Raw genomic sequence first — 26,524 nt, 5'->3', positions numbered from 1 at the left:
AAAATGTTCAATAGAACAGTTAACCCCGCCGAGGCCTCCTATCGTGGCTGCCGTTTGCCGCTGCGGATTACTTCTTCACCAGCAGAGACTCACCCGTCATTTCCTTCGGCTTCGGCAGGCCGAGCATTTCCAGGAGTGTCGGTGCGACGTCGGCGAGGATGCCGTCCTTCACCTCGAATTTGTCGGCATCTTCCGCGACGTAGATCAGGTGGACGAGGTTCGTCGTGTGCGCGGTATTCGGCGAGCCGTCCGCGTTGATCATGAATTCGCAGTTGCCGTGGTCGGCGGTGAGCAGGAGCTTGCCGCCGAGCTTGAGGGTCTCATCGACGATGGCCTGCACATCGGCGTCGATGGTTTCGCAGGCCTTGATGGCCGCCTCCACCACGCCGGTGTGGCCGACCATGTCGGGGTTGGCGAAGTTCAGGATGACGAGGTCGTAGTTCTTCAGTTGCTCCAGCACGGTGCCGGTCACCTTGCTCGCGCTCATCTCCGGTTTCAGGTCGTAGGTGGCCACGTCCTTCGGCGACGGGATGATGTAGCGGTCCTCGCCCTTGTTCGGCTTTTCGATGCCGCCGTTGAAGAAGTAGGTGACGTGCGGATACTTTTCCGTTTCCGCGATGCGCATCTGGGTCTTCTTCTCCTTCGCGACCACTTCGCCGAGGCCCATCTTGAGCTTGTCGGGGCCGAAGATGACGTCGCACTTATAGTTCGCGTCGTACTGGGTGAGGGTCACGTAGTTGACCTTCGGGCGACGGCCTGCCTTGAAAGGCTTGAAGGTGCCCTCGGTGAGGAATGCCTCGGAGATCTGGCGGACGCGGTCGGCGCGGAAGTTGAAGAACAGCACGACATCCCCGTCGCGCACGAGCTTCTTGCCCGGCGTGACGAAAACCATCGGCAGCAGGAATTCGTCCGTCTTCTCGTCACCGTATTTCTCGGCGACCGCCTCGGAGGCGAGCACGTCCTTTGCCTCGCCGATGCCGTGGACGATGGCGTCCCAGGCGAGCTTCGTGCGCTCCCAGCGCTTGTCGCGGTCCATCGCGTAGTAGCGGCCGGTCACGGTGGCGATGCGGGCACCGTACTTCGCGATTTCGTCCTCGACCTTGGAAAGATACCCGGCACCGCCGGTCGGCGAGGTGTCGCGGCCATCGGTGATAGCGTGGACGTAGATGTCATCGACCCCGGCTTCCTTTGCCATGGCGACCATCGCGCAAAGGTGATCCTGATGCGAGTGGACGCCACCGTCTGAAAGCAGGCCGAGGAAATGCAGGCGCTTCCCCTTCGCCGCGGCGAGCGCCTTCTTGAAGGTCTTGTTCTTGGCCAGCGTGCCTTCCTCGATCGCCTTGTTAATACGGGTAAGATCCTGATAAACGATCCGGCCCGCGCCGAGATTCAGGTGACCGACTTCCGAGTTGCCCATCTGGCCCTCGGGCAGGCCCACATCGAGGCCGGAGGCGCTGAGGAAGCCCTTGGGATATTGCTCCAGCGCCACGTCATGAAACGGGGTCTTGGCGAGCAACGTCGCATTGCCGTCCTTTTTCGCCGTCTTTTTACCCCCGGGGTTCACACCCCAGCCGTCGCGAATGATGAGCACCACCGGTTTCTTGGCCATGACGGGCCGCGTTTAACGGCCTGACGCCCCAGCGTCCAGCGGGGATTCTGCACGCTTTCGTCGAAAGAAATCCGGGTGGCCGGGGATGCTCAGATCATTGGGAAATCAAGCACTTTCTGTGTTTCCACCCTGGCGCGTTTTCGCTGGTCACGGAGCGGCCGGGGTGATTGGAAGCGTGGCGCGGGCGACCTGTTCCGCAACGATGAACAGCTCCTCCGACGGTCACTCCGTCCGCCAGCCCGCCCTGCCCGCCGCCACCCTTGCCGCGCTCGGCATTGTCTTCGGCGACATCGGCACGAGTCCGCTCTACGCCTTCCGCGAGTGCTTTGCATCGCACGGGATTGATCCGACCCCGATGACACCGACCAATCTGGTCGGTGCCGCCTCGCTGATCGTCTGGGCGCTGATCCTGGTGGTCTCGATCAAATACGTCCTGATCATCCTGAGGCTGGATAACCGGGGCGAAGGCGGGATCCTCGCGCTCTCCGCCCTGATCCGCTCGGCCGCCCGGCGACTGGGGGGCAAGGACCCGAAGGCCGTGCTGCTGCTCGGACTCGCCGGCTCCTCGCTGATCTACGCTGACGGCATGATCACCCCGTCCATCTCCGTGCTCAGCGCGGTGGAAGGTCTGACCGTCATTTCCCCGGAGTTTTCGAAGTATGTGGTGCCCGTCGCCGTGTGCATTCTCATTCTGATGTTCAGCATCCAGCGCCACGGCACTGGAAAGGTCGGCATCCTTTTCGGACCCGTCGTGCTGTGCTGGTTCGTCACATTGGGGCTGCTGGGACTTCGCGGGATCATCCAGCATCCGGAGGTTCTGAGCGCCCTGAGCCCCGCCTCGGGGATCATGTTCCTGATTCACGAGTGGCATCATGCCTTCCCCCTGCTCGCTGCGGTCTTCCTGGCCGTCACCGGTGGCGAGGCTCTCTACGCGGACCTCGGGCACTTCGGCACCAGGCCGATCCGCGTCGGTTGGTTCAGCGTCGTGCTCCCCGGACTGGTCCTGAACTACTTGGGCCAGGCCGCCCTGCTGAGTCATGATCCCAAGGCTCTGGAAGCCCCCTTCTTCCTTCTGGCTCCCGATTACCTGCGCCTGCCGCTCACAATCCTGGCCACGGCCGCCGCGGCCATCGCCAGCCAGGCACTGATCTCCGGAGCCTTCTCCCTCACCACCCAGGCGGTCCAGCTCGGATGCCTACCGCGCGTGAAGGTCCGCCACACTTCCGAGCACTCCGTCGGCCAAGTCTACGTGCCCTTCGTGAACCGCTTCCTTCTGGTCGCGTGCATCGTGTTGGTGATCACTTTCAAGAGCTCGGCCGCCCTGGCCGGAGCCTACGGCATCGCCATCGTCCTCACGATGACGATCACCTCGATTCTCTTCTACTCGGCGGCACGTGCCGCATGGGGCTGGTCCACGGCGAAGGCGGCCACGGTGACTTCCTTGTTCCTCATCCTCGAGATACCCTTCCTCGCCGCGAATACCCTGAAAGTCATCCACGGCGGTTGGCTCCCGCTTGTGGTCGCCGGCTCGGCGATGGGTCTCATGCTGACGTGGCTGTGGGGACGCGCCCGTCTCTACAAGCGACTGTCGCGCGAGGCCTTGCCTATCGATGCCTTGCTGGGAGATTTGAAACGCGGCCAGATCCACCGCGTCTCCGGCACTGCCGTTTACATGAGCGGACGCGGCGACACGGTGCCGACCGCCTTGCTTCACAATTTGAAGCACAACCAGGTGCTCCACGAACGCGTCGTGCTGCTGCACGTTGACACCCTCGATCAACCTCACGCCGACCCGGAGACCGCGGTGGCTCACACCGACCTTGGCGAGGGACTTCACCGCGTGAACCTCAGCTTCGGATTCGCCGATACGCCAGACGTGCCGGTCGCCCTCAAGGCCGGCTTGCCGGCGGAAGTGAAGTTCCATCCTGGCAAGGCGACCTATGTCCTCGGACGCGAAACCTACGGTGTGGGTAAAAATGCGAGTGCCCTGGATCGCCTGCGTCTCGCGCTCTTCGCCGTGATGGCCCGGAACGCTTCTCCGGCAACGGCTTACTTCCGCCTGCCACCCGGTCGCGTGGTCGAGCTTGGCGCACAGATCACGCTTTGATTTTCGAGCACCGGGCAGAGGTCATTTGATCTTTGCTGCATTGGGCCTACTGTTAGGAGGATCGGTAAAGAAGCCGGTCCGATTGATGGAAAGGAACCCAACCCATGCTCGGCAACATCCTGCGCTTTTTCCGCAGCAAGCCGCGCCCGGCCCGCCGGGAGCGACCGCTTGAAGATGCGCCGGTGCTGAAGCTGGGGCTAGCCCTTTCCTCGGGAGGCGCACGCGGTCTCGCCCATGTCGGAGTCCTGCAGGTGCTGGAGGAAAACAACATCGAGGTGCACGCCATCTCAGGGTCGAGCATGGGAGCCTATATTGGTGCCCTGTGGGCGGTCGGCTTCTCCGGCAAGGCGCTGGAAGAACTAGCCGAGGAAATGCAGGACCGCCGCCAGCTATGGAAGCTCGCGGACCCGATGTTCCCGCCAATGAAGGGACTTTTCCACGGTCTCAAGGCGCGAGCGCATCTGGAGCGTTCCCTCGGTGACGTGTGCTTTGAAGACTTGAAGCGACAGCTCTTGGTCGTGACGCTCGACATCGACACCAAGGAGCGCCTCATCCGCCGCTCCGGGAAAATCGCCGATGCAGTCCACGCCTCCTGCGCTATGCCCGGCATCATCGCGCCGGTCATGCTTGATGGCCATCGCTGCGTCGATGGTGGTGTGATCGACCCGGTCCCTGTCGGTGCGTTGCAACGCTACTCCGATGTAGATCGCATCCTCGCCGTCTCGACCATCCCGACTTTCCAAGACGTGGACGAAGGACTGTGCCGCGCGGAGGAGACCGCCGACATCCGCCTGTGGAAGCGCCTCGGCATCGCGCTCAACAGCAACCTGAACTTCATGGCCCGCGGGAACATGATCGATACCTTTCGCCAAAGCATCCGGGCCGCGCAGATCCGCCTGGCCCACGAATCCTGCAAGCGTGCCGACTTCTGCCTGAGGCCGGAGCACTTCTTCGCCCCCTGGCACGACTATGCCGGCTTCCGCCGCTACATCGAGGCCGGTCGCGCGGCCACGCTGCAACATCTCGAAGAAATCCGCGCGCTCGTGCGGCCAACCCTTCAAGTCCATGAAACCCCGTCCGTCCAACCCATGGTGGGCCACGACGTCGCATGACGAGATCCATCAACGCCAGGATGTGCTGCTACGGCGCCTCCTGAAGGATCGAGTGGTCCCATTCACCGCCTACTACGGAAAGCTCTTCAAGGAACTCGGCATCGAGGCCGGCGACATCCGCGGCACGGATGACCTTGAGAAGCTGCCCTTCACGTCCAAGGCCGATCTCGCGAACCCGCGGGACTTCGTCATCATCCCGGATGAGAAGGTGCTGCGACATCAGTGGTCCACTCTGAAATACGCGATCACCCACGGGCCGTCCGCGACGAAGCAGGCACTCGAGGAAGAGCTGCGTCCCATTCTTCTCACGAGCACCACTGGCCGGTCCTCAGCCCCCGTGCCATTCCTCTACACGAAGCACGATCTGGCGAATCTGGAGGAATGCGGGCGACGGATGATGGAGCTTTGCCAGTCCGATGCCTCGTGGCGGCACATCAATGCTTTCCCCTTCGCGCCTCACCTTGCCTTCTGGCTCGCGCATCATGCGGGCACGGGATTCAATACCTTCATGATGTCCACGGGCGGTGGCAAGACGCTGGGCACCGAGGGCAATCTGAACCTGATCACGAAGATCGATCCCGACGCGATCATCGCGATGCCGACCTTCCTGTATCACCTGCTGCAACAGGCGACTCAAGACGGCCTGCGGTGGACAAAGCTGAAGCGCATCGTGCTGGGCGGGGAGAAAGTCCCACTCGGCATGCGGAGGAAGCTGCGCGCGCTCTGTGAGCAAATGGGAGCGGAGGACGTGGCGATCATGTCCACCTATGGATTCACCGAAGCGAAGCTTGCATGGACCGAGTGCATGCCGCCGAAGGGTGAGGAGGTGTCCGGCCTCCACGTCTATCCGGACCAGATGTTCCTGGAGATCGTCGATCCGGAAACCGGCAAGCGAGTCCCCGACGGACAGCCCGGCGAGATTGTCTGCACACCACTGGACGCCCGCGGCACGGTCGTGGTGCGTTATCGCACCGGCGACCTGATCGAGGGCGGTATCACCTACGAGCCCTGCCCGCACTGCGGTAGGACCTGCCCGCGGCTCATCGGAAAAATCTCACGTGTGTCCGACATCCGCGAACTGAACGTGAACAAGCTCAAGGGCACGCTGGTCGATTTTAACGCGCTGGAAAACCTGCTCGATGACACCGATGGTCTCGGCGCGTGGCAGATCGAACTGCGCAAGCGCAATGACGATCCGTTGGAGACGGACCAAGTGGTTGTCCATGCCGTGCCTGCCGAAGGATCCGGCAGCGAGGCCCTGCGCGAACAGATCAGCCAGCGCTTCGGCCAGGCGGTGGAATTCGCACCGAACGACATCGTCTTCCACTCATGGGACGAGATGCGCCGCATGCAGGGCGTGGGCAAGGAACTGAAGGAAAAGAAGGTCGTCGACAACCGGCCGAACCCCGAAGCACCATGAATGACCTCTTCATCATCGCAGGCATTCGCACCCCGTTCATTCGTTCGGGCACGGACTTCGATGCGCTGACAGCGGATGACCTGGGGCGGCATGCATGCACCTCGCTCTTGCTTCGCACCGGCATCGATCCGGCACTGATCGACGAGGTCATCTTCGGCTGCGTCGCCCAACCCGCGGAAGCCGCGAATCTCGCCCGCGTCATCGCCCTTCGCTCCGGTATTCCCGAGAAGACGCCGGCGATGACCGTCCATCGAAACTGCGCGTCAGGGATGGAGGCGATTACCACCGCGCACCAGAGGCTGGCCACCGGGCAGGGCGAGCTTTTCCTCGTCGGCGGTGCGGAGAGCATGTCGCGCATTCCCTTCTTTTATCCACACGGGACGGTCGCGAAATTCGCGGCGCTCTCGAAGGCAAAGGAGACCGGTGAAAAGATCACCGCCATCGCCGACTTTCGCCCCAAGGATTTCAAGCCGCGCATCGGCCTGCAACTCGGCCTCACCGATCCGGTGAGCGGCGAGATCATGGGCGACACCGCGGAAACCTTGGCACGGGAATTCCATCTCACGCGCGACCTTCAAGATGCCTTCGCCGCGTCATCGCATCGCAAGGCGCTTGGGGCATCGGATCATCTGTTAGATGAGATTGCGCCGGTCCATCTGCCCGGCAAGGCAGTGACCCGTGACAACGGTGTCCGCACCGACTCGACACCGGAGAAGCTGGCAAAACTGCGCCCCATCTTTGACCGCCAGAGTGGCAGCGTGACGGCGGGCAACAGTTCCCAGGTGACCGACGGTGCCGTGGCGCTTCTCGTGGGTAGCGAGCAGGCAGCGAAGAAGCTCGGCATTGAACCGCTCGGACGCCTCACCAGCTACGCCTACACCGGTTGCGACCCCAGGCGCATGGGGCTGGGCCCCGTGCATGCCATCGCAAAGCTCGGCCGTTCGCCGGAGTCCGCTGATGTCATCGAGATCAACGAAGCGTTCGCCGCTCAGGTGCTCGCCGTCCTCGCGGCATTGAAGCAGCCCGACAAGTGCGGCGCTGGCATGTCTCCGGTCGAGATTTCCCCTGAGAGAATCAACCGCCGCGGCGGTGCCATCGCGCTCGGCCATCCGGTCGGAGCAAGTGGTGCCCGTCTGATCCTCACTGCCCTCCATCAACTCCGCGAAACCGGCGGACGCCAAGCCCTCGCAACGCTCTGCGTCGGTGGCGGCCAAGGTGCCGCGCTATGGCTGGAACGCCCCTGAAGCCATGAATTCTCATCATTTACATTTCCACCTCGATGGCACGCATGGAGTCCTCACCTTTGATCGCGAGAATTCATCCGCGAACATTTTCGATCGCCCTGCGCTGATCGAGTTGAATGAGAAGCTTGATGCTCTTTCCGCCCATCCCGAACTCGAAGGCTTGATCATTCGTTCGGCAAAGCCGGCGATCTTCATCGCGGGTGCCGACCTGAATGTCCTCTCAAAGCTCCAAGGCGACAAACTGCGTGACTTGATCGAGCTGGGCCAAGCTACCTTCGAGAAGCTGGCACGACTCCCCTATCCGACCGTCGCGGCGATCCACGGTGCCTGTGTCGGCGGAGGCTATGAGCTGGCCCTCGCCTGCGACTGGAGAATCGCGAGCGATGCTTCTGTTACCAAGATCGGCCTGCCCGAGACGAGTCTCGGCATCGTTCCCGCATGGGGCGGCACCACTCGCCTGCCCCGGTTGATTGGTCTGCCTGCCGCACTTCCGCTCATCCTTGGCGGCAAGATTTTGTCAGCAGGAGCCGCGAAAGCGAAGGGCCTCGTCGATGCTGTCATCCCTCGCGAGAATCTGGAGGCACATGCGCTGACCTGCATCGCGCGCGGCAAACGTCGGGCCAAGTCGTTCTTCCACCTCCACAATCCGGTCTCAGTCGCCGTTATCGGGGCCAAGGCCAAGAAGTCGCTTCGGCAGAAATCCCGCGGCCTCTATCCCGGACCGGAAGCCGCGCTCGATATCGCACTAGCTTCCTGCACAAGCCCGGTGGAGGAAGGATTCCGCCGCGAGCGGGAGGCGATCCTGAAGCTCGCGGCAAGGCCCGAGACCCGACAACTCCTGCGACTCTTCTTCCTCCAGGAGAGAGCTAAGAAGCATCGTGTGGCCGATGCAGAGCCTCGCAAGATCGGGCGATGTGCGGTGGTTGGCGCCGGTGTGATGGGCGCGGGCATCGCCTACTGGCTCAGCACCCGCAGGCACGAGGTGATCCTCCGCGATCTGGACGACGATGCCTTGGCCAAGGGGATGAAATCGATTTCCAAAAGCTACGATGAATCTCGTAAAAGGAGAATCCTCACGCCCATCGAGGCGGCTCGAGGCATGGATCGCATCCTTCCTTCGTCCGTGCCCGTCCCCCTTGATCGCTGCGACCTCGTCATCGAGGCAGCTGTCGAGCGACTCGACATCAAGCGCAAGGTATTCGCCGATCTTTCCGCGAGGGTGAGACCGGACACCATCCTTGCGACGAATACCTCGGCCCTCCCGATCCACGAACTGGCCGATTCAATCAGTCACCCGGATCGCCTGGTTGGCCTGCACTTCTTCAATCCCGTCCACCGGATGCCATTGGTCGAGGTGGTGCGCACCTCCACCACTTCTGACGAGACGCTTGCGACCGCCGTGGCCTTCGTCCGGTCGATTGGAAAGCTTCCCGTCGTGGTGAAGGATGCTCCCGGCTTCCTCGTGAACCGTATTCTCATGCCCTACCTCGTCGAGGCGTCGCGAATCTTTGAGCGCGGCGGTGATCCGAAGGTGATCGATGACGCCATGCTCGACTTCGGCATGCCGATGGGGCCCCTGCGCCTCCTCGATGAAGTCGGACTGGATGTCGCCGCTCACGTCGCCCGCACGTTGGCGGAAGCTTTTCCAAACCGCATGTCCGTTCCGGATCTGCTGGAAACGCTGATCGCAAAAGGACATCTCGGGAAGAAGTCCGGCTCCGGCTTCTACATTTACGAGAATCATAGTAACACTCCGAATCCCGTCGCCCTGGAACTTCGCGCCGGCGGCGAATCCACTCCCTCCGACGTGGCAAGCAAGCTCTCCCATGCCATGAGCGAGGAAGCCCGGCGTTGCCTGGACGAAGGCATCGCGGAGACGGCCGACGATATCGACCTCGCGATGGCGCTCGGCACCGGATACGCGCCCTTCCGCGGTGGACCTCTTCAGAATGAACTCAACAACCCCACTTGAGCCATGCACGACACACTCATCGACACCAGCAAGATGTCCGCCGGTCAGAGGGCGGCCCTGGAGCTCGCGGAGTCTTCCCGCGACACCCGCGAACTGACGGGCTTCGCCGCTTCCATCTTCGACGGTTCGCCTGACTTCTCGCTCATCTTCCCTTTCCCCATCCAGTCGGGGTCCGACAAGGCGGATGGGGATGCCTTCATCGAGAAGCTCGGAGATTTCCTGCGCGAGCACACCGATCCCGATGCGATCGACCGTGACGGCGAGATCCCCGACGAAGTCTTGGAGGGTCTGGCGAAGCTGGGTGCCTTTGGCATCAAGATCCCGAAGGAGTATGGCGGCCTCGGCTTGTCGCAGACGAACTATTCACGCGCGGCCATGCTGCTGGGCGGACACTGCGGGAACCTCACGGCTCTGCTTTCGGCCCATCAGTCCATCGGCATTCCTCAGCCACTGCTGACTTTCGGCACAGAAGAGCAGAAGAAGAAATATCTGCCCCAGTGCGCCGCTGGTGCCGTCTCCGCCTTCGCACTGACCGAGACGGAAGTCGGTTCGGATCCCGCGCGGATGAAAACCACCGGATGTCTCTCGGACGATGGCACCCACTGGATACTCGACGGCGAGAAGCTGTGGTGCACCAACGGCCTCAAGGCGAAGCACATGATCGTCATGGCGCGCACGCCCCTGCCGGACAAGCCGAACGCGATCAGCGCTTTCATTGTGGAGGTCGCATGGCCGGGCGTGGAGATCATCACGCGCTGCCACTTCATGGGCCTGAAGGCGCTTTACAACGGCGTGATCCGCTTCACCGGTGTGAAGGTCCCGCGGGAGAATGTCGTCCTGGGCGAGGGCAAAGGACTCAAGGTGGCGCTGACCACGCTCAATACCGGCCGCCTGACCCTGCCCGCCGCTTGTGTGGGCCTACTGGACCGATGCTTGGACATCGCCGTCACATGGTCGCGCGAGCGTGAGCAGTGGGGACAGGTCATTGGCAAGCACGAGGCCATCGCCGGAAAGCTCGCGGATCTCAAGGCGGACGCCTTTGCTACGGAAGCTCTCGTACTTTATACGTCCTCCATGGTGGATGCGGACAAGAAGGCGGACATCCGCTTGGAGGCCGCCATCGCGAAGCTGTGGGGCACAGAGGCTGGATGGAAGGGCGCGGACTCTACCATGCAGATCAAAGGGGGACGCGGTTACGAGACCGCTGACTCGCTCCGGAATCGCGGCGAACGTCCCGACCCCATCGAGCGTCTTATGAGGGATAGCCGTATCAACACCATCTTCGAAGGCTCGACGGAGATCATGCATCTCTTCATCGCCCGCGAGGCTCTCGACCCACATCTGCGGCGCGGTGCGGCCGCCTTGGATACGCGAAAGCCGATCTCCGAACGGCTCGAGACCGCGATGCGGGCCGGCCTCTTCTACACCGGCTGGTATCCAAAGCGGTGGCTTCCGTTTTCGCATGGCATCCCCTCGGACCTCGATCCCCAGCTTCGCCGCGGACTGTCCGCGACCGCATCGCTCAGCCGCAAGCTGGCTCGGACCCTCTTCCACTCCATGGCGCGGAACGGTCCTAAGCTGGAGCGCAGGCAACTTCTTCTCGGCAGGCTGGTCGATGCGGGCTCCGAACTCCTCGCAATGAGTGTATCCGCAGCACGAGCGCACGCTCTCGGCGATGAAACATCGATCCAGACCGCGCGCTACATTTGTCACCGCGGCGAGCAACGCGTGAAGGCGCTCTTTGCGGAGAGATCCGACAAACACGATGCGGAAACCTATCGCCTCGCAAAGCGCCTGATCTCCTGACGCTTCACTTTTCCGATGTGGCGATCGAGCCGTTCACCTTGATGGTGCGGTCGATCTCGAAGGTGACGTAAGTCACACGCTCGGGATGTCTGCCATTGAAGGGCGTCACGGTCAGGACCTCGATGGTGTATGTGCCATCTTCGCCGATTTCGTTTTCGGTCACCGTGAGCGGAACCACGGCATCCTGTGGTGCGTAGGTATTGAATGACACCACAGACGATCCGATAATCTTGCCGGTGGTGCCGAGATTCGGCTGACCCTTGTAGATTTGGGCGTAGGTCACGCTGTCCGGGTAAAGATCATTGCACAGCACGCGGGCCTGCGGAGGGATGCCGGGATATCGCTTGCCGGATTGCAGGCCCTCGATCGTGGCATCGCATACCGGCCAGATCTGAATGGTGGAGGATGCGATGGCCGCCTCGCGGTTGTTGCTGATCTTCACGACGGCGCTGAAGGTCTCTTCGCCGCAGGCTTTGGTAGGACTCTGTGCAGGCAGCGCCTGATAGATCTCCGCATCGGCGAAGTTCCCGTTCTTCGTGAATTCGTAAGCTTCCTCATAGCTGCCTTGCCCCGAGCCATTCGGATACGGGACGTGCAGATCCGGGTGGTAGAATTTGAAATCACGCTCCAGCGTCACCTTCCCGATGCCGCCGCGCGGGTCTCCCGGTTCGGCAAGCTTTCGGATCGAGAGGTTCATCGAGAATGGCCGGTCGGCACGGGTCCGCGGCGGATTGTAGGTATCCTCGGAGCGAAGCGTCAGTGTCGCTTCGGGCAAGTGCGCGCCGACGGTCACCTCGTCGATTAGCTGTGGCAGCGGTTGATAGTCCCCGGAGCCGCCGAGGATCACGTTCAGGTGAATACCGAGCAGGTTGACGTTCACGAGGTGTGAATCCAGCGCCACATTCACGTTGGCGAGTCCGCCCACGCCGACGTTCAAGAGACTGAATGGATCGTAGGTTTCGTCCTGATACGCATAGAGCTGGATCACTGCTCCGTCCCCTTCCAGCGGCTTCGACAGGATCTGGCCATTGAGGCCCGAGACCGGCATGTCGTAAACGACGGTCTGCCCTTGGACGAGTTGGATCTGGCGGACGAAGTCCACGCCCAATGCGGGCATGGCGGTCACGGCAATGAGCGCAAGAACGGCGACTTTCATGGCTTGGTTGCAGGAACGGGTAGGACGGTGATCGGATTGCCACGCAAGGTGGCGACGACGAGATGTCCGGCGGTGGCGAAGGCCTTGCGGTCTTCTTCGGAAAGCGGGGCCTCTCCCCGAACCTGGGCAAGCGTCACCTCGTGGGTGGAGACCCAGTTTCGGTTGGCGATCAGGAAATCCGGCCAAGCGACAGGCTTGCCCGCAGCCCGGTTTGCGATCAGCGATGAGAATTTATCCGGGCAGTAGATGATCGAGCCTTTCGGCAGGATCGTGTGGGTGTCCCCCTTGCTGAGGAATACCGACAGTTCGGCGAGGCCATATCCCTTTGCCTGCTTTGGCACCGGTTTGGGATCGCCTGCACCCGCGGCGTTGCGGCGCGCGATGAATGCCGCATCATTGGTCACCTCGGCATTGGGTGCCTTCAGGTCGGCAGGCAAGACTTCCAGCCCCTTGCCACTGCGGCGGGGCTCCTCGCCTCTCACCGAGAGGCTGACGAAAAGGCCGAGGACGACCAGTGGCAGAAGTGCCCGCTTCATGGACTACGGCGGATCTTGAGCCAGCCATTTCCCTGCGTGCCGCTCAGGTCGAGAGTCACGCTCACGAGATCCGCCGGTTGGATATCCGGCAGATTGATCAAGCCACCAGAGCTACTGGTGGCGGGTGGCGGTGGCGAACCGATCACCGCAAGATTCACATCCCCCAGGTCGAGCCCGAGGAAGGGCGGACGATAGACCGGGCGCTGTGGCGCACGTCCGATCAAATAGGTGATCGGGACCGAGGCACCATACAGGATGGAATTCGACGGCACGGAGACGTCACCGGTCATCACCGGTGGTGCCGAGTGGTATTCGCCGAGGACGTAAAAGTATCCGATCGGATTGAGGTTATTGTAGGCGGGTGCCAACAAGGCCCCGAGCAAGCCGGAACCGGAAAGGTGGAAGGTGAGACCGACGTCGCGGGGATTCTTCGGATCGCAGAGAGTCCAGTTCGGGCCGTATTGGTGGATCGGGCCGACCCGCGTCGCGGGCACGCGGCTCTTCACCGCGAGGTCGATCGGGTAGAACTGGGTTCCCGACTGCAACCGGACGTATGAAGTGGACTCCACGACCCCGCCCGTGATGCCGAGCACGCGGTGGTAGAATTGGTTGCCAACCACCGCCGCATTGGTGGCGCGATTTCCAAGGTCCAACCGGCCGGCGATGCCAAAGACATCGTAGCGATACGGCCGGTGAAATGAGACGCTGCGACTGCGGGTGGTCTCGGTAAGAGTCACCGGAGCGGTCATGCCGGGAGCCCAGCATTCGACCTGTGCCACGGAGGTGGACAAGCTGGCTGTAGCCGCGAGAAGCGCGGCCGCGAAAAGCGGAATCCGGAGATTCATTTCGATGTGAGGGTGATCCCGACCGACGTGGTGTGTCGCGTCGGCCGGGGAGAGAGGCTTCGTCAGGAGGTGGGACTCCGGGCGACGAAGCCTTTGGCGACTTTCTGTCCGATTTTGCGTGTTGCGGTGTGTGCCGCAGGGTGTGGGCGTGTGTTTCCGGTGGGCCGGAGTTGTCAGGGAAAGTGATTAATAGAGTTATATCGAACTTTCCGAGTTTTGAACAACGTCACGGGTGAACCAAAACCTTATGGGATAATAAACATTGAGCCTTTCGTTACTGCTTAGGGATTTGCATTGGGGCAAAATCGGACATTAGCTCCAGCCGTGTTCCGACGACTGTTTTTCTGCCCTGCTCTCCTCTTTTTTTGCCAATGCTCCAGCACCCCGGATCTCTCCATTCCGAGTCCTTCGATGACGGTTCGACGAGCCGATGCAATCAGCACCGCCTACACATACAGCCGACTCGAGTGGACGCCGCGGGAGCAAAATCGGAAACACGGACGCGACAGTAATGGTATCCTCGTCCACACCCCGGACACCACGCTTTCCGACCACGGGTTTTCCAATGGATGGTGGAAAATCGGACAAGTCTCTCGGGGCATGGCTTATCAATGGGGTGGCTTTGATACACCCGAGGAATTCCTCACCTCAGTCGCGAAAGGCGAAGCGGCCGGTGACATATCTACCGCCTTGAAGCGGAAGTTGGGTGATGATGGCACGAGCAAGGAAGCCTGTGGTATCGATTGCTCCGGATTCGTCTCTCGCTGCTGGCGGCTGTCGCGCCCTTATTCCACGAAGGAATTGCCTTCCATTTGCGACCGGCTCGGAAGCTGGGATGAGCTGAAACCCGGCGACATCCTGCTCAATGACCGACACGTCCTGCTCTTCGCAAAGTGGGCGAAAAGTGGAGCCTCGATGTATATCTACGAAGCCGGCCCACTGCCCGTTTGGCGGGTCAATGCGGCGGAGATCCAGAAGGACTACCTGCTGGAGCGTGGCTACCAGCCATGGCGCTACCGGGGTATCCGCGACTAGCCCGGCGTCGCGGCCCACCGGACGATGAAGCGCGCGCCCTGCCCTGCCACGCTCTCCACTCGGATGTTGCCTCCCTCTGCCTCGACAAGGCCGCGGCAGATCGCGAGGCCCAGCCCGTAGCGCCCCTCGGAGCCGGTGCGCGATTTGTCCGCCCGGTAGAAGCGCTCGAAGACATGAGGCAAGTCTTCCGCGGAGATTCCCGGGCCATCGTCGCGGACCTGTAGCTCGACGCCATCGTCATCGGCCCGACATGACACCACGACGGTGCCGTCGTGCCGACCGTGGTGGATCGCATTCTCGACCAGATTTGAAATGATCAGCGCCAGTCGATCAGGGCTTCCTGTCAGCATCGCGGTTTCTCCTTCGAGCAAGAGTGTCACGTCGCGCGCCTTCGCCAGCACGCCAAGCCGCCCCAAGACGTCTCCTGCCAATGCCGCGAGGCCCACCGGTAATCCCGGCGCGCGCGTTTCGCCGGCATCGAGGCGAGCCAGCTCCAGAAGTGCCTCCGCGAGGCGCTTCATCTGCCGGGCCGTGTCCAGGTTCCCGGCCAGCACCTCACGATACTCTTCCACCGGACGCTCACGGGAGAGCGCGGTCTGCGTCTCGGCGATCAGCACCGAAAGCGGCGTGCGCAGTTCATGGGAAGCATCCGAGGTGAAGCGACGCTGCTGCGCGAAGGTGTCCTCAAGACGCTCGAAGGTGGAATTCAGCACCGTGGCGAGTTGCCCGAGTTCGCTGTCCGGTTGATCGACGGGAATTCGTTCGGAGAGTTTTCCTTCGGAAATGCGCTTCGCCGCACCGGCGATCTGTTCGATGGGGCGAATCGAGCGAGCGGTCAGCCACCAGCCTCCACCGAGTCCGATGACCAGCACCCCCACGCCGATGAATGACAGGCGTGTAGCGTAGTGCTTCATGCCGGCCAGATCATCCCCGACGGGCCGACCGGCGAGCACGCACTCTCCCATCTCCGTGAAGTGGAAAGCCTCGCGCATGCCGTCGCGATCACGAAATCTTGTCTGGGTATCCCGGGCCTCTCGCACAGGCAGAGGAACAGCAACCGGTGCGTTGTCGGAATTCTGGACCCGCGACTGTCGGCCGGTCCACACCACGTAGTAGTATCCCTCCCCGGCCAGCCCCGGGAACATCGCCTTCACATCGTCCGAGACATTTCGCGTCCGGAACATCGGCGGAGGACCCGGGCCGAACTCGCCCGACTTGCCATCGTTCCCAAAGGGATAGCGGTCGCTGTCCTCCTCGCGGGGTGGCCGTCTTTCGCGCTCTCCCGGATCTCGCGGGCGAGGGCCTCCTTGCCCGTTCGATGGTCCACGGTTTCCCATCGACGGCGGATCGGGTGGACGGATGCTCACACCCAGGGCCACGGCCCGCCGCGCCAATTCATCATCGAGGCGCTGGACTCGCTGTGCGCGCTCGAGCTGCCACGATGTCACGCCGAATGCGACCAGCAGGCCGAGCAAGAGAATGCCCAGCCAAATCTGCAACCGCCAGCGGATGGAGTGCGTGAACATGTCGGATCACTCGATGAGATAGCCTTCGCCGCGACGGGTGACGATGAGATCCGCGCGCAATTTCCGCCGGATGCCGTGGACGTGCACGTCCAGCAGGTTCGACAGCGTGTCCTCGTTCTCGTCGAAGAGATGCTCGTAGAGTTCCGTGCGGCTGATCACCTCCCCGCGATGCAGTGCGAGGTATTCCAGGATGGCGTATTCGCGGGCTGTTAGAACGACTGCCTTTCCCCCGAAGTCCACCTTCCTGCCGCGCGTGTCGATCTCCACGTCACCGATGACCACGGTGGAATGCGGTCGCCCCGCGTGCCGGCGGATGATGGCGCGGATCCGCGCGAAGAGTTCATCCAACTCGAAGGGCTTCACCAGATAATCGTCGGCACCGCCATCGAGACCTTTCACCCGGTCGGAGGTCGCATCACGCGCCGTGAGCATCAGCACCGGTGTGGCCTTCGTCGCGCGCAGGCGGCGTAGGATCTCCCAGCCATCCATTCCCGGCAGCATCACATCCAGCACGACGGCATCGTAGTTGAAGGCGGTGGCCTTGTAGAGCCCGTCCTCGCCCTCCTCCGCGGTGTCCACCGCATAGCCTTCCTCGCGCAGCGCCTTGGCGAGCGCGCGCTGCAGCCGTGGTTCGTCCTCGATGACTAGCAATCGCATGATTGAAGGCGGCACACCCAGTGCCGGGGGCAGGCTATCACAGCGTGGATTAAGCCACGATGAAAGCCGCCGCGCGAAATTTCCGCAGATTTCCCCGCGCTTAACGCACCCTTAATCGGGCATCGGCTACGGTGGGCACATCGATACGGCATCCATGAAGCGCACCACACATCCCGCTCCCGCAAGCCTCGCCGGCTTTCTCGCGGCCATGGGATCGGGCGCGGATGCCGGGTCCATCGGAATGACATCCGGGAATTCCGGAGGTCCGCCTGGCCGGGCTTGCCCGGCGGAGGAGCAGGCGGGCCTCCAGTCCCCGGAGCCACTTGTTAGATAGGATTTCCAGGTAAAGCGGGGGTCCGCCCGGCCATGGCACCGTGTGCCCTGGCGGAGGAGCGGGCGGCCCCCAATCCCCCCTCCATTCTCCTCGCGCACATCCCAACCCGCCCGTGCCATGAACGAGAGAAAACCCCTGCCCGTTTACATTCCCGTGAGCCGCCGCCGCTTCTTCAAGAGCATGGCCGCCGCCTCCGCCGGATTCACCTTGCCCGGCTTCTTGGCCGAGGCCTTGACCCAATCGCCGATCGTCACCCAGGGCCCCTACTACCCGCTCGCCGATGACATCCCGCTGGATAAGGACAACGACCTCGTCCTGCTCTCGGACAATCTGAACATCGCCACGGGCATCGTGACCTACATCACCGGGCGCGTGCTGGACTCATCGGGGAATCCGGTGAAGAACGCGCTGGTCGAGTGCTGGCATGCCGACCACGAGGGCGACTACGTTTACTCGACTGGCGTTGGCCGGAATGCCGCGTGCGATGCGAATTTCGCGGGCTTCGGCCAATTCCTAACCAGCTCCACGGGCTACTTCAAATTCCGCACCATCAAGGCCGGGCTCTACAATGGACGCACCCGCCATTTCCACTGGGGCGTCACCTTGCCGGGCAGGACGACCCGTGCCTGCACCCAGACGGGATGGAACGAGGTGGCCTATGCCAACAATGGCAGCCGCTGGGCGACGCAGAACTCGAACGACAACGTCTTCGCATCGCTGACCGCTGCGCAAAAGGCGGCCATCCTCCTGGACTTCCTCCCCCTGGAGGGCGCCACCACCGGCGAGGTTTACACGAACTGGGATTTCGTCAGCGGCTTCACTCCCGTCGAGCCCACCTACCCTGCGCCGGGCGGATTCGTGGCGACGGGCACCCCGGTCGCCGGGCCGAACAATACCGTGCGCTTCAAGCTGACCATCCCCGTTTACGCCGGCTACTGCTACGAGATCTACGGGAACCCCACGCTGGCGGATCTGGACTGGAAGGCACTGCCCTTTTCGGTCACGCAGACCGGCACCATCGACCGTCACAAGCACGTGGCCACTGCGGAAGGAAGCCTGTCCATCTACGTTGATACCAAGGCGGATCGGGGCTTCTACAAGGTTTCCTACCGCGTGCCGGGAGCGAATACGGGCACGCCCTGAATTGGCCACCGGTCGCGGGGCTCTTGTCTTATTCAGTCAAGACGCCTGAGTTAACGTGATGGGTATGACTCGTGTATGCGATCGCATCGACCGGAGCCGCCAGTTCCCACCTTCAGACGCGGAATTGCCTGAAGAGGCGATCGCCTTGGCCGCCGAACTCCTGCTGGAAGCCACCCGCGGCCAGCGTCTCGGCGAGAAGCTCCAAGCCCGCCAAATGGCGGCCATGATGGACGATGCACCGGGCAAGGCATTCACCTTCGCGATGGCGGACCAGGTTTTCCGCCCGCCGACCGCTGCCCGCGAGGCAAAGCGCTTCCGCGACCTCGTCGAGGACTACGGCGTGCCGCAGTATCTCCCGCTCGTTGCCCGGGTGGCGATGCGCGCCGGGGAGATCGCATCCGCGGCCGCTCCGGAGATCGTCATGCCGCTGGTGGCGGAAAAGATGCGCCAGGAAAGCTCTTCCGTCATCCTGCCCGCAGAGGAGGCGAAGCTGCGCAAGCACCTCCGCCGCCGACGCGACGCGGGCATGCGGATGAACCTCAACCAGCTCGGCGAGGCCGTGCTCGGCGAAGAGGAAGCGAACCACCGCCTGGAAGCGAATCTCACCCGCCTGGCCGATCCGGACACCGACTACATCTCGGTGAAGATTTCCGCGATCTTCAGCCAGATCCACCTCGTGGCCGTGGACGAAACGCTGATCGAGATCAAGCGGCGCCTGCGCGAACTCTACCGCGCCGCGATGAAGTCTTCGCCCGCGAAGTTCGTGAACCTCGACATGGAGGAGTATCGCGATCTTCGCCTCACCTGCGCCGCCTTCCGCGACGTGCTCGATGAGCCGGAGTTCCAGAAGCTGGAAGCAGGCATCGTGCTGCAGGCCTACCTGCCGGATGCGTGGCCGGTGCAAAAGGAGCTCAATATATGGGCGCTGAAGCGCGTGGATGCGGGTGGTGCCAGCATCAAGATCCGCATCGTGAAGGGTGCCAATCTCGCGATGGAGAAGGTGGATGCCGAGATCCACGACTGGCCGCTCGCGCCCTACGGCTCGAAGGTGGAAGTGGACGCGAATTTCAAGCGCATGCTCCATGAAGGATGCCGCAAGGAAGTCGCCCGGGCCGTGCGTCTCGGCGTGGCCAGCCACAATCTCTTCGACATCGCCTACGGCCTGCTCCTGCGCGCCCGCGAGGGCGTTGAGGATCGGGTGGAATTCGAGATGCTGGAAGGCATGGCGAACCATCAGGCACGCACCGTCCGCGATGCCGCGAAGGGCCTGCTGCTCTACGCCCCGGTGGTGAACCGCGAGGACTTCCACAGCGCGATCGCCTACCTCGTCCGCCGCTTGGATGAGAATACGTCTCCGGAAAATTTCCTCCACGATCTCTTCGGCATGAAGCCGGGCGATGCAGCCTGGGATCGCCAGAAGAAGCGCTTCCTCGATGCGTGCGCCATGGTCCCGACTGCCATCTACGGGCCGCAGCGCGTGCAGGATCGCACCACGGAAAACCGCGTCCCACTGCCGCTCGACACACCTTTCCACAACGAAGCCGACACCGATTGGTCCCTGCCGCACAATGTCCGCTGGGCTCGCGAGAAGGTGGATGCGATGCGCAAGGCCGAGCCGCCTTTCGTCCCGCTCCAGATCGGAGGCATGACCTCATCCGGAACCGCGACGGCCGACGGCACCGACCCGGCCCGCCCTGGCCACGTCGCCTATCGCCATGCGCTGGGTGGCCCGGAGGACATCGAGCGCGCGCTGGAGGTCGCCGTTTCCGCGCGCTCGCCGTGGCGGAATCTCGGCTGGCCGAATCGCGCCATTATCCTCGCGAAAGTCGCGTCCGTCATCGCATCACGCCGTGGCGAGGCCATCGCCACCATGGTAATGGACGCTGGCAAGGCGGTCATGGAGGCCGATGCCGAGTTGAGCGAAGCCATCGACTTCGCCGACTACTATGCCCGTAGTTTTTCGCGCCAGGGTGCTTTCGACGGCGTGAACTCCGAGCCGATCGGCACGGTGCTGGTGACGCCTCCCTGGAACTTCCCCTACGCCATCCCCTGTGGTGGCATCCTCGCTGCGCTCGCAGCGGGAAACACCGTCATCCTGAAGCCCGCGCCGGAGACCGTGCTGACCGCTTGGGAAATGGTGAGCTGCCTGTGGGATGCCGGCGTCCCGCGCGACGTGCTGCAATTCCTCCCCTGCCCTGACAACCACATCGGTCGCTCGCTGGTGACCGACGAGCGCATCGGCGCGGTGGTCCTCACGGGTGCCTATGAGACCGCGCGAATGTTCCTCTCGTGGAAGCCGGACCTGCGCCTCTTCGCCGAAACATCGGGCAAGAACGCGCTGGTGATCACGGCGTCCGCCGATCCGGACCTCGCGGTGAAAGACCTCGTGAAGAGCGCCTTCGGCCACGCGGGCCAGAAGTGCTCCGCCGCCTCGCTCGCCATCGTGGAAGCCGAACTCTACGACGACGAGGGCTTCCGCCGCCGCCTGCGTGATGCCGCAGCGTCGCTGAAGGCAGGTGTCTCTTGGGAATACGATTCGGTGGTGACGACCATCATTCGCGAGCCTGGCGAAGCCCTGCAGCGCGCACTCACCACGCTGGATCCCGGCGAGGAATGGCTGCTGGAACCGCAGATGCTGGACGGGAATCCTTGCCTCTGGTCGCCGGGCATCAAGCTGGGCGTCACGCCGGACAGTTGGTTCCGCAGCACCGAGTGCTTCGGCCCCGTGCTCGGCCTCGTCCGGGCGAACGATATTGACCACGCGATCCGCATCCAGAATGACTCCGAATTCGGTCTCACGGGCGGCATTCATGCACTCGATCCCGCGGAGATCGATGCGTGGCGCGACCAGGCCGAGGTCGGCAATGCCTACATCAATCGCCCGATCACCGGTGCGATCGTGCAGCGCCAGCCTTTCGGCGGTTGGAAGCGTTCCTGCTTCGGCCCGGGAGCAAAGGCCGGCGGGCCGAACTACGTCCCTCTCTTCGCCGTGTGGCAGAATGACGGACTCCCGCAACTGCTCGAATCGCCTTCGGCGGAAGTGCTCGACCTTCTGAAGACCCTGGCCCCGGTTGCCTCGTCTGCGGAATTGGAAGCCGCCGCCGGCAGCGATGCCTGGTGGATGAAGCACGAATTCGGCATCGAGCACGACCCGTCCGCACTCGCGTGCGAGGCGAATGTCTTCCGCTACCGCCGTTTCTCGCAGTGCCTGATTCGCGCGAATGCATCGATGGATGCTGTCACGATCGCGCGTCTGCTCATCGCGGCGCGTGCTGCGGGTCTCGATTCGGAACTCTCGCTCCCGCCGGGGACGGATTTTCCGGTGAAGGGAATCTCCATTACCCATGAGACGGATGAGGCACTTGCCAGCCGTCTGGGAGCCTCCAAATACGGAGTCCTCCGGGCGCCGTCACCTTCGAAGAAGCTTATCGCAGCAGCGATCGAAGCGGGCGTCAGAATCGTTACCCATGATCCTGTATGGTCAGGGAAGCTCGAACTTCCTGCGTTTTTCCGGGAACAAGCTGTCTCAGAAACCCGTCACCGGCATGGATCGGTATTGCCCCGGCCGGAAGAATTGCGATAGTTCAGGTGCTTCGTCCCGGGTTAGAACCCGGGTGATCTGGGGGGAGAATCCGGGCTCGCCGGGGCGAGGCACTCCTTACACTCTCTGAAAAACACAAATGCTCACCCGCTATCCGGGTGAGCATTTGCTTTGATAAGATAGAAGTCGCGAAGTTAACCGGAGACCTTATTCCTCCTCCACAAGCGAGGCGATTTTCCCGCGCTTCACGAGGCGGCGACGCCACAGCATCTCCGGCCCGCGCAGCATGCGGACCTTGCCCACGGACATGCGGGAAATGGTGCGGACCGTCTTCGCATGTGTCGGCACGGCGACCATCGGGGCACGGGCTTTCCGCTTCCGCTTCTTGCGCTTCTTCTTCGCGGACTTGGTGGCCGGGGCTTTGGCGGTGGCAGTGCCGGACTGCTTGGTGCCTTGCGGCGCGCGGCGGCGCGGCAGCACCAGCGAGTCATCGGCGAAGAGCAGCACGTGTCCTTGCGTGAGCAGCCAGAAGAGATCGGCGAACCATTCCTTGCTCGGTTCGGTCTCGCCTTCGGGCAGCACGCCCTTCCAGAGATCGGCCAGCTTCGTGGTCGGATTCTTTTCCAGCCACTCGACGATAGCGGACGGGCGCTCGGCGAGGATCGCATCGGTGGTCAGCGGATGCGGGCGTGCCGGACCGGTGAAGAGCTTGCCCTCGCGCTTGAAGACGGAGAGGTGCTCGTTTTCCAGAAGTCGGCAGATCGCGGGAATCAGGATGGCCGCGTGCTTGCGTGCATGCGAACTGGCAATGCGGACACAGGCGAGCAGACCGGGCGAAAGATCGCGTGCCGGGATGTTCCCCGGGATTTCCGCACTGCGGACTTCCTCGAAGACTTCGGCGAAGCGCTTCGTCGTGAAGTCACGCTCGATCTCGCCGCGGTCGAAGCTCCAGGCATCGTCGCCGCCATCCTTGAGACGCCAGCGCACGCGCTTCTTCATCGTCTCCAGCCAGGCATTCACCGCTTCCTCGCCACGCTCGGTGCGAACGCGCGACGAATACACCTCGAAAGGCATGGTCGCGAATTGCTCGCGGTGGATGCGGCGCAGCGCGGTCTGGTAGCCGTGGAAATTCGGTGGCCCAAGCCACTCGCCGCTCATGCCGCAGCGCGCCACGACCTGGAAATTCCCGGCCGGCGGCTCGGTCTCCACTTCCTCGGACTCGTAGAGTTCCTTCGACGCGGCGGAGTGCCAGAAGTGCGAGATCGCCTCTTCCTTCGTCAGCCAGAGGGACGAGTCGAGCTTGCTCTTGAAAATCGGGCTGACCTTGTCCGAGACCGCGAACTGCAGGTGATAGCGTTCGCGACCGGCGAGCAGGATCTGGGCGACATCGTAGAGCGAGTAAACACGCGCCACGTGGTGGATTTCCTTCACCACGAGATGCACCGCCTCGGCTGCCGGGGCGATCGAGACGCGCACGCCTTCCGCCGGTTGCGGGAAATCGCGCGGCCCATGATCGCGGCCATGGCCGTGACCCTGTCCCTGGCCTTGGAATCGACGGTCGCCGCCTCCGCCATCGCGTCGCTGGCGGTCGTCACGACGGCCTCCACCGCCTCCGCCACCACCACCTCCGCGGTGGTCACGACGGTCGCCGCCACGGTCATCACGGCGTCCGCGGAAGTCGCGGTCGCCACGATCCCGTCGCTCGCGCGGGGCTTCTTCGTCTCGATACTCGGGTTGTTTTTTCGCCGGTGCATCGCTCCGTGCCCAAGACGGGCCCAGCTCGAATGCGGACAGCAGGCGCTTGGCCAGCTCATCGGAAGGGTCGCTCACGACGCGGAGACTAACGATCCCACGGGAAATGACAAACTCGCCTTGCGACAATTTAAGCCCCCTCTTCGGGGCGCATTTCGCTCACTTGGAACCCCTTTGGGCAGCGGCGTAGCCCCGCTTTTCATCCACCATGAGGGTGAAAACGATGCCGATGATGATGAATCCCGCCAGCAGCAGCAGCGCGGGCGGAGTGCCCGACTTGTCTTTCATCCACGCGAAGGGGATCGTCATCACCGCCGCCAGCTTGAACATGAAGCCCCAGACGCCGAACATCTCGGCCGCCTTTTCCGGCGGGGAGAGATAGCCGACGAACGCGCGGTTGGCCGAACCGAGGGAGCCGAGACCGAAGCCTAACAGGTTCCCGATGATCCACAGCGGCCAGGTCGGGTAATCGGTGCCGCCCGCTGCGGTGTGGGAGTCATGCAGGTAGGCGTAGGCGGCAAATCCCGTCGCCGCGAGGATCCAGACGAAGAGCAGCATGACCGTGATACGCCGGTGGCCGATGCGGTCCTGGAACTTCATCGGGATGAAGGTTCCGATAATGCCGGACACCGTGATCACCGCGAGGAAGAGCACCAGCTTCACCTGGTCGAAGCCATATTCCTCGGCGAGCTTGCTGGCAAAGGAGACCACCACGCTCATGCCGGTGCCGTAGAAGAACGATGCGAGCATCAGCAGGCCCAGATCGCGGTAGCCTTTCAAGTGCCTGATGCTCTCGGCGAGGCGCTGGAAGCCATCGACGACGAAGTTCCGGCCCGGATGCTCCACCTGCGTGATGGCCGGCTCCTTCAGCCCGCGAATCGTGGGGATCATGAACGCGAGGAACCACAGCCCCGCGAAGACGAAATAAGGTCGCCAATTTTCCACGCTCTCGACCTTGAAGAGCAGCATGCTCCCCGCCGTCAGCGCCAGCAGCAGCAGCGCGGCCAGATAAGCGAGGCCCCACGAAAAGCCGCTGAGACGCCCGATATCCTTTTCCGATGCCAGCGCAGGAAGGAAGCTAGCGAGGAAATTCTCCCCCAGGGCGAAGGCGCAATTTGCCGGGATATAAAGCAGCAGCGCGAGCCAGATCTGGCCGGGCTGGATGAGCGCCAGCAGGCAGGTGAAGACACCGCAGATCGTTCCGGTGACGATCAGCCCGCTCTTTTTCCATCCCCGCTCGTCGGCAGCCGCCCCGAAGATGGGAGACAGGATGGCGGCCAGCAGCATGCTGCCGCCGAAGCCGATGGCCCACAGGGTGTCGTCCTTCGTGTCGTCCTGCACCACCACCTTGCCGAAGAAGATGGAGAAGAGCAGCGTGTTGATGATCAGCGTGAAGGACTGGTTTGCCACGTCATAGGAGATCCAGCTCCAGATCTGGCGTTGCTTCGGCAGGTCGCGGAGCGGATAGAGGCTTCGATCACTCATGATGGCTGCCGCATCCTCGACGGTTCAGGCGGCATTGCAATAAAAGTGGTTTGCCGTCTCTGCCACCTGCCCGATCCCGCGCGAAAGGTGGGGCCTGATTTTTGTCCGTGCCGATTCGGGAGGAACACGCCACCGTTTGCCGAAATCATCCGACATGAAGCGATTGCTCCTGCTGCTCGCCCTGCTGCCGTCCTGCAAGAAGGAGACGGCAGCGTCCACCTCATCCTCTTCTCCCGGGGTCACGGTGGAAGTCCCGGGGTTGGAAAAGAAAGATGGGATGGTCCGGCTTTCCGGCGGAACTTTCATGATGGGGCACGACGGGTCATTTGAAACGCCCTATGGCACGAAGAGCTTCCCCGAGGAAGGCCCAGCGCACAAGACGACGGTCAAGGGCTTCTGGATCGACGAGACCGAGGTGACGAATGCCCAGTTCGCGGAATTCGTGAAGGCGACGAACTACGTCACCTTCGCCGAGCGCGAGGTGAAAGCGGAGGATTTCCCCGAGGGAGACCGCTCCAGCCTGCCGGAGGGGAAATTCACCAATGGCGCGATCGTCTTCCGCGAGGACGCCCACATCGAGGGCAATCCGAACCTGCCAGGCCGCTCGATCGAGTGGTGGCGCTGGGACCCGAAGGCAAACTGGCAGCACCCGACCGGCGAAGGCAGCAGCATCGTGGGCAAGGAGAATCACCCCGTGGTCTGCGTGAACTTCGACGACGCCGCTGCCTATGCGAAGTGGGCGAACAAGCGCATGCCCACCGAAGCGGAGTGGGAATTCGCCGCGCGTGGCGGAATGGAGGGAAAGATTTACACCTGGGGTGACGAGCTGAAGCCCGGCGACCGGTGGATGGCGAATACCTGGCAGGGCGAGTTTCCCAACAAGAACAGCGGCGACGACGGCTTCACGGCCAGCGCCCCGGTGAGGTCCTTCCCCGCGAACGCCTACGGACTGTATGACATGGCGGGCAACGTGTGGGAGTTTTGCAGCGATCTCTACGACCCCGCCTATTATACCGACTGCGATCCGGACAATCCACAGGGTCCCGCGACCTGGGTGCACGACAACGGCGTGAAGGGCGATGGCAAGATTCGTCGTGTCATCAAGGGCGGCTCCTTCCTCTGCCACGTTAGCTACTGCATGCGCTATCGCCCTGCGGCCCGGCATTCCCAGGACATCGAGTCTCCGACGAATCATGCGGGCTTTCGGTGTGTAAGGGATCTCGACGTGGCGAAGTAACGGGAGG

At 62.8% G+C, this 26,524-nt stretch carries 18 protein-coding genes; 10 read left to right on the top strand and 8 right to left on the bottom strand.

The window, feature by feature from the left end:
* Positions 1-67: 67 nt before the first annotated feature.
* Positions 68-1,609 carry a 2,3-bisphosphoglycerate-independent phosphoglycerate mutase gene (gpmI, locus tag OKA04_RS01730; RefSeq protein WP_264499391.1) on the bottom strand — a complete coding sequence of 514 codons (1,542 nt, stop codon included), beginning with the start codon at positions 1,607-1,609 and terminating at the stop codon, positions 68-70.
* Positions 1,610-1,811: 202 nt separating this feature from the next.
* Between gpmI and OKA04_RS01725 the strand changes: the two genes are divergently transcribed.
* The 6 genes from OKA04_RS01725 (at position 1,812) to OKA04_RS01700 (ending at position 11,270) form a co-directional block, all read left to right on the top strand.
* Complete coding sequence (locus tag OKA04_RS01725; protein ID WP_264499390.1) at positions 1,812-3,716, top strand: potassium transporter Kup; 1,905 nt, start codon at positions 1,812-1,814, stop codon at positions 3,714-3,716.
* A gap of 104 nt (positions 3,717-3,820) precedes the next feature.
* Entirely contained in the window at positions 3,821-4,828 is a 1,008-nt protein-coding gene (locus tag OKA04_RS01720) for a patatin-like phospholipase family protein (RefSeq protein WP_264499389.1), read from the top strand.
* Entirely contained in the window at positions 4,782-6,248 is a 1,467-nt protein-coding gene (locus OKA04_RS01715) for a phenylacetate--CoA ligase family protein (RefSeq protein WP_264499388.1), read from the top strand. Before OKA04_RS01720 ends, OKA04_RS01715 begins: the two co-directional genes overlap by 47 nt.
* Positions 6,245-7,492, top strand: coding sequence for a thiolase family protein (locus tag OKA04_RS01710; RefSeq protein ID WP_264499387.1), 1,248 nt, complete (start codon positions 6,245-6,247; stop codon positions 7,490-7,492). Before OKA04_RS01715 ends, OKA04_RS01710 begins: the two co-directional genes overlap by 4 nt.
* Positions 7,493-7,496: 4 nt before the next feature.
* Positions 7,497-9,464 (top strand): 3-hydroxyacyl-CoA dehydrogenase NAD-binding domain-containing protein, encoded by a 1,968-nt coding sequence (locus OKA04_RS01705; RefSeq protein WP_264499386.1) that lies wholly within the window; start codon positions 7,497-7,499, stop codon positions 9,462-9,464.
* A 3-nt stretch (positions 9,465-9,467) separates the two neighbouring features.
* Complete coding sequence (locus OKA04_RS01700; RefSeq protein WP_264499385.1) at positions 9,468-11,270, top strand: acyl-CoA dehydrogenase family protein; 1,803 nt, start codon at positions 9,468-9,470, stop codon at positions 11,268-11,270.
* Between the two features lie 4 nt (positions 11,271-11,274).
* Here the strand turns inward: OKA04_RS01700 and OKA04_RS01695 are convergent, their stop codons facing one another.
* The 3 genes from OKA04_RS01695 to OKA04_RS01685 are packed head-to-tail and all read right to left on the bottom strand — an operon-like array spanning position 11,275 to position 13,807.
* Entirely contained in the window at positions 11,275-12,426 is a 1,152-nt protein-coding gene (locus tag OKA04_RS01695) for a hypothetical protein (protein ID WP_264499384.1), read from the bottom strand.
* Complete coding sequence (locus OKA04_RS01690) at positions 12,423-12,962, bottom strand: hypothetical protein (RefSeq protein ID WP_264499383.1); 540 nt, start codon at positions 12,960-12,962, stop codon at positions 12,423-12,425. The genes OKA04_RS01695 and OKA04_RS01690 overlap by 4 nt, the downstream gene beginning before the upstream one ends.
* On the bottom strand, positions 12,959-13,807 hold the full coding sequence (locus tag OKA04_RS01685) for a hypothetical protein (protein ID WP_264499382.1): 849 nt from the start codon (positions 13,805-13,807) through the stop codon (positions 12,959-12,961). The genes OKA04_RS01690 and OKA04_RS01685 overlap by 4 nt, the downstream gene beginning before the upstream one ends.
* A gap of 600 nt (positions 13,808-14,407) precedes the next feature.
* On the opposite strand from OKA04_RS01685, the gene OKA04_RS01680 reads away from it, so the two are divergent.
* Positions 14,408-14,842, top strand: coding sequence for an NlpC/P60 family protein (locus OKA04_RS01680; RefSeq protein WP_264499381.1), 435 nt, complete (start codon positions 14,408-14,410; stop codon positions 14,840-14,842).
* Here OKA04_RS01680 and OKA04_RS01675 read toward each other — a convergent pair.
* Together OKA04_RS01675 and OKA04_RS01670 are read right to left on the bottom strand one after the other, a co-directional pair.
* The gene (locus OKA04_RS01675) at positions 14,839-16,368 is read right to left on the bottom strand and encodes a HAMP domain-containing sensor histidine kinase (RefSeq protein WP_264499380.1); all 1,530 of its coding nucleotides are present in this window, start codon (positions 16,366-16,368) and stop codon (positions 14,839-14,841) included. The two genes, OKA04_RS01680 and OKA04_RS01675, sit on opposite strands and share 4 nt — an antisense overlap.
* A 6-nt stretch (positions 16,369-16,374) precedes the next feature.
* On the bottom strand, positions 16,375-17,025 hold the full coding sequence (locus tag OKA04_RS01670) for a response regulator transcription factor (RefSeq protein WP_264499379.1): 651 nt from the start codon (positions 17,023-17,025) through the stop codon (positions 16,375-16,377).
* Positions 17,026-17,476: 451 nt separating this feature from the next.
* Between OKA04_RS01670 and OKA04_RS01665 the strand changes: the two genes are divergently transcribed.
* Both OKA04_RS01665 and OKA04_RS01660 read left to right on the top strand, forming a co-directional pair.
* Positions 17,477-18,502: a dioxygenase family protein gene (locus OKA04_RS01665; protein ID WP_264499378.1), complete on the top strand. Its 1,026-nt coding sequence runs from the start codon at positions 17,477-17,479 to the stop codon at positions 18,500-18,502.
* 124 nt (positions 18,503-18,626) lie between these two features.
* Entirely contained in the window at positions 18,627-22,085 is a 3,459-nt protein-coding gene (locus OKA04_RS01660; protein WP_264499377.1) for a bifunctional proline dehydrogenase/L-glutamate gamma-semialdehyde dehydrogenase, read from the top strand.
* A 165-nt stretch (positions 22,086-22,250) separates the two neighbouring features.
* On the opposite strand, the gene OKA04_RS01655 is transcribed toward OKA04_RS01660, so the two are convergent.
* Both OKA04_RS01655 and OKA04_RS01650 read right to left on the bottom strand, forming a co-directional pair.
* Positions 22,251-23,873 carry a hypothetical protein gene (locus tag OKA04_RS01655; RefSeq protein WP_264499376.1) on the bottom strand — a complete coding sequence of 541 codons (1,623 nt, stop codon included), beginning with the start codon at positions 23,871-23,873 and terminating at the stop codon, positions 22,251-22,253.
* Between the two features lie 81 nt (positions 23,874-23,954).
* A complete protein-coding gene (locus OKA04_RS01650) occupies positions 23,955-25,280 on the bottom strand; it encodes an MFS transporter (RefSeq protein WP_264499375.1) in 1,326 nt (441 codons plus the stop codon).
* A 154-nt stretch (positions 25,281-25,434) separates the two neighbouring features.
* Here OKA04_RS01650 and OKA04_RS01645 point away from each other — a divergent pair, with 154 nt between their 5' ends.
* Positions 25,435-26,517 (top strand): formylglycine-generating enzyme family protein, encoded by a 1,083-nt coding sequence (locus OKA04_RS01645; protein ID WP_264499374.1) that lies wholly within the window; start codon positions 25,435-25,437, stop codon positions 26,515-26,517.
* Positions 26,518-26,524 lie beyond the last annotated feature (7 nt).

Source organism: Luteolibacter flavescens (assembly GCF_025950085.1).
Lineage (GTDB): Bacteria > Verrucomicrobiota > Verrucomicrobiia > Verrucomicrobiales > Akkermansiaceae > Haloferula > Haloferula flavescens.
The sequence above is the reverse complement of the archived record's forward strand: the minus strand, read 5'-3'. Positions and strand labels throughout refer to the sequence as shown.

What these genes read in the sequence shown, in the direction of transcription:
- gpmI (WP_264499391.1), bottom strand. Translation starts at nt 1,609, where the DNA reads ATGGCCAAGAAACCGGTGGTGCTCATCATTCGCGACGGCTGGGGTGTG.
- OKA04_RS01725 (WP_264499390.1), top strand. Translation starts at nt 1,812, where the DNA reads ATGAACAGCTCCTCCGACGGTCACTCCGTCCGCCAGCCCGCCCTGCCC.
- OKA04_RS01720 (WP_264499389.1), top strand. Translation starts at nt 3,821, where the DNA reads ATGCTCGGCAACATCCTGCGCTTTTTCCGCAGCAAGCCGCGCCCGGCC.
- OKA04_RS01715 (WP_264499388.1), top strand. Translation starts at nt 4,782, where the DNA reads ATGAAACCCCGTCCGTCCAACCCATGGTGGGCCACGACGTCGCATGAC.
- OKA04_RS01710 (WP_264499387.1), top strand. Translation starts at nt 6,245, where the DNA reads ATGAATGACCTCTTCATCATCGCAGGCATTCGCACCCCGTTCATTCGT.
- OKA04_RS01705 (WP_264499386.1), top strand. Translation starts at nt 7,497, where the DNA reads ATGAATTCTCATCATTTACATTTCCACCTCGATGGCACGCATGGAGTC.
- OKA04_RS01700 (WP_264499385.1), top strand. Translation starts at nt 9,468, where the DNA reads ATGCACGACACACTCATCGACACCAGCAAGATGTCCGCCGGTCAGAGG.
- OKA04_RS01695 (WP_264499384.1), bottom strand. Translation starts at nt 12,426, where the DNA reads ATGAAAGTCGCCGTTCTTGCGCTCATTGCCGTGACCGCCATGCCCGCA.
- OKA04_RS01690 (WP_264499383.1), bottom strand. Translation starts at nt 12,962, where the DNA reads ATGAAGCGGGCACTTCTGCCACTGGTCGTCCTCGGCCTTTTCGTCAGC.
- OKA04_RS01685 (WP_264499382.1), bottom strand. Translation starts at nt 13,807, where the DNA reads ATGAATCTCCGGATTCCGCTTTTCGCGGCCGCGCTTCTCGCGGCTACA.
- OKA04_RS01680 (WP_264499381.1), top strand. Translation starts at nt 14,408, where the DNA reads ATGGCTTATCAATGGGGTGGCTTTGATACACCCGAGGAATTCCTCACC.
- OKA04_RS01675 (WP_264499380.1), bottom strand. Translation starts at nt 16,368, where the DNA reads ATGTTCACGCACTCCATCCGCTGGCGGTTGCAGATTTGGCTGGGCATT.
- OKA04_RS01670 (WP_264499379.1), bottom strand. Translation starts at nt 17,025, where the DNA reads ATGCGATTGCTAGTCATCGAGGACGAACCACGGCTGCAGCGCGCGCTC.
- OKA04_RS01665 (WP_264499378.1), top strand. Translation starts at nt 17,477, where the DNA reads ATGAACGAGAGAAAACCCCTGCCCGTTTACATTCCCGTGAGCCGCCGC.
- OKA04_RS01650 (WP_264499375.1), bottom strand. Translation starts at nt 25,280, where the DNA reads ATGAGTGATCGAAGCCTCTATCCGCTCCGCGACCTGCCGAAGCAACGC.
- OKA04_RS01645 (WP_264499374.1), top strand. Translation starts at nt 25,435, where the DNA reads ATGAAGCGATTGCTCCTGCTGCTCGCCCTGCTGCCGTCCTGCAAGAAG.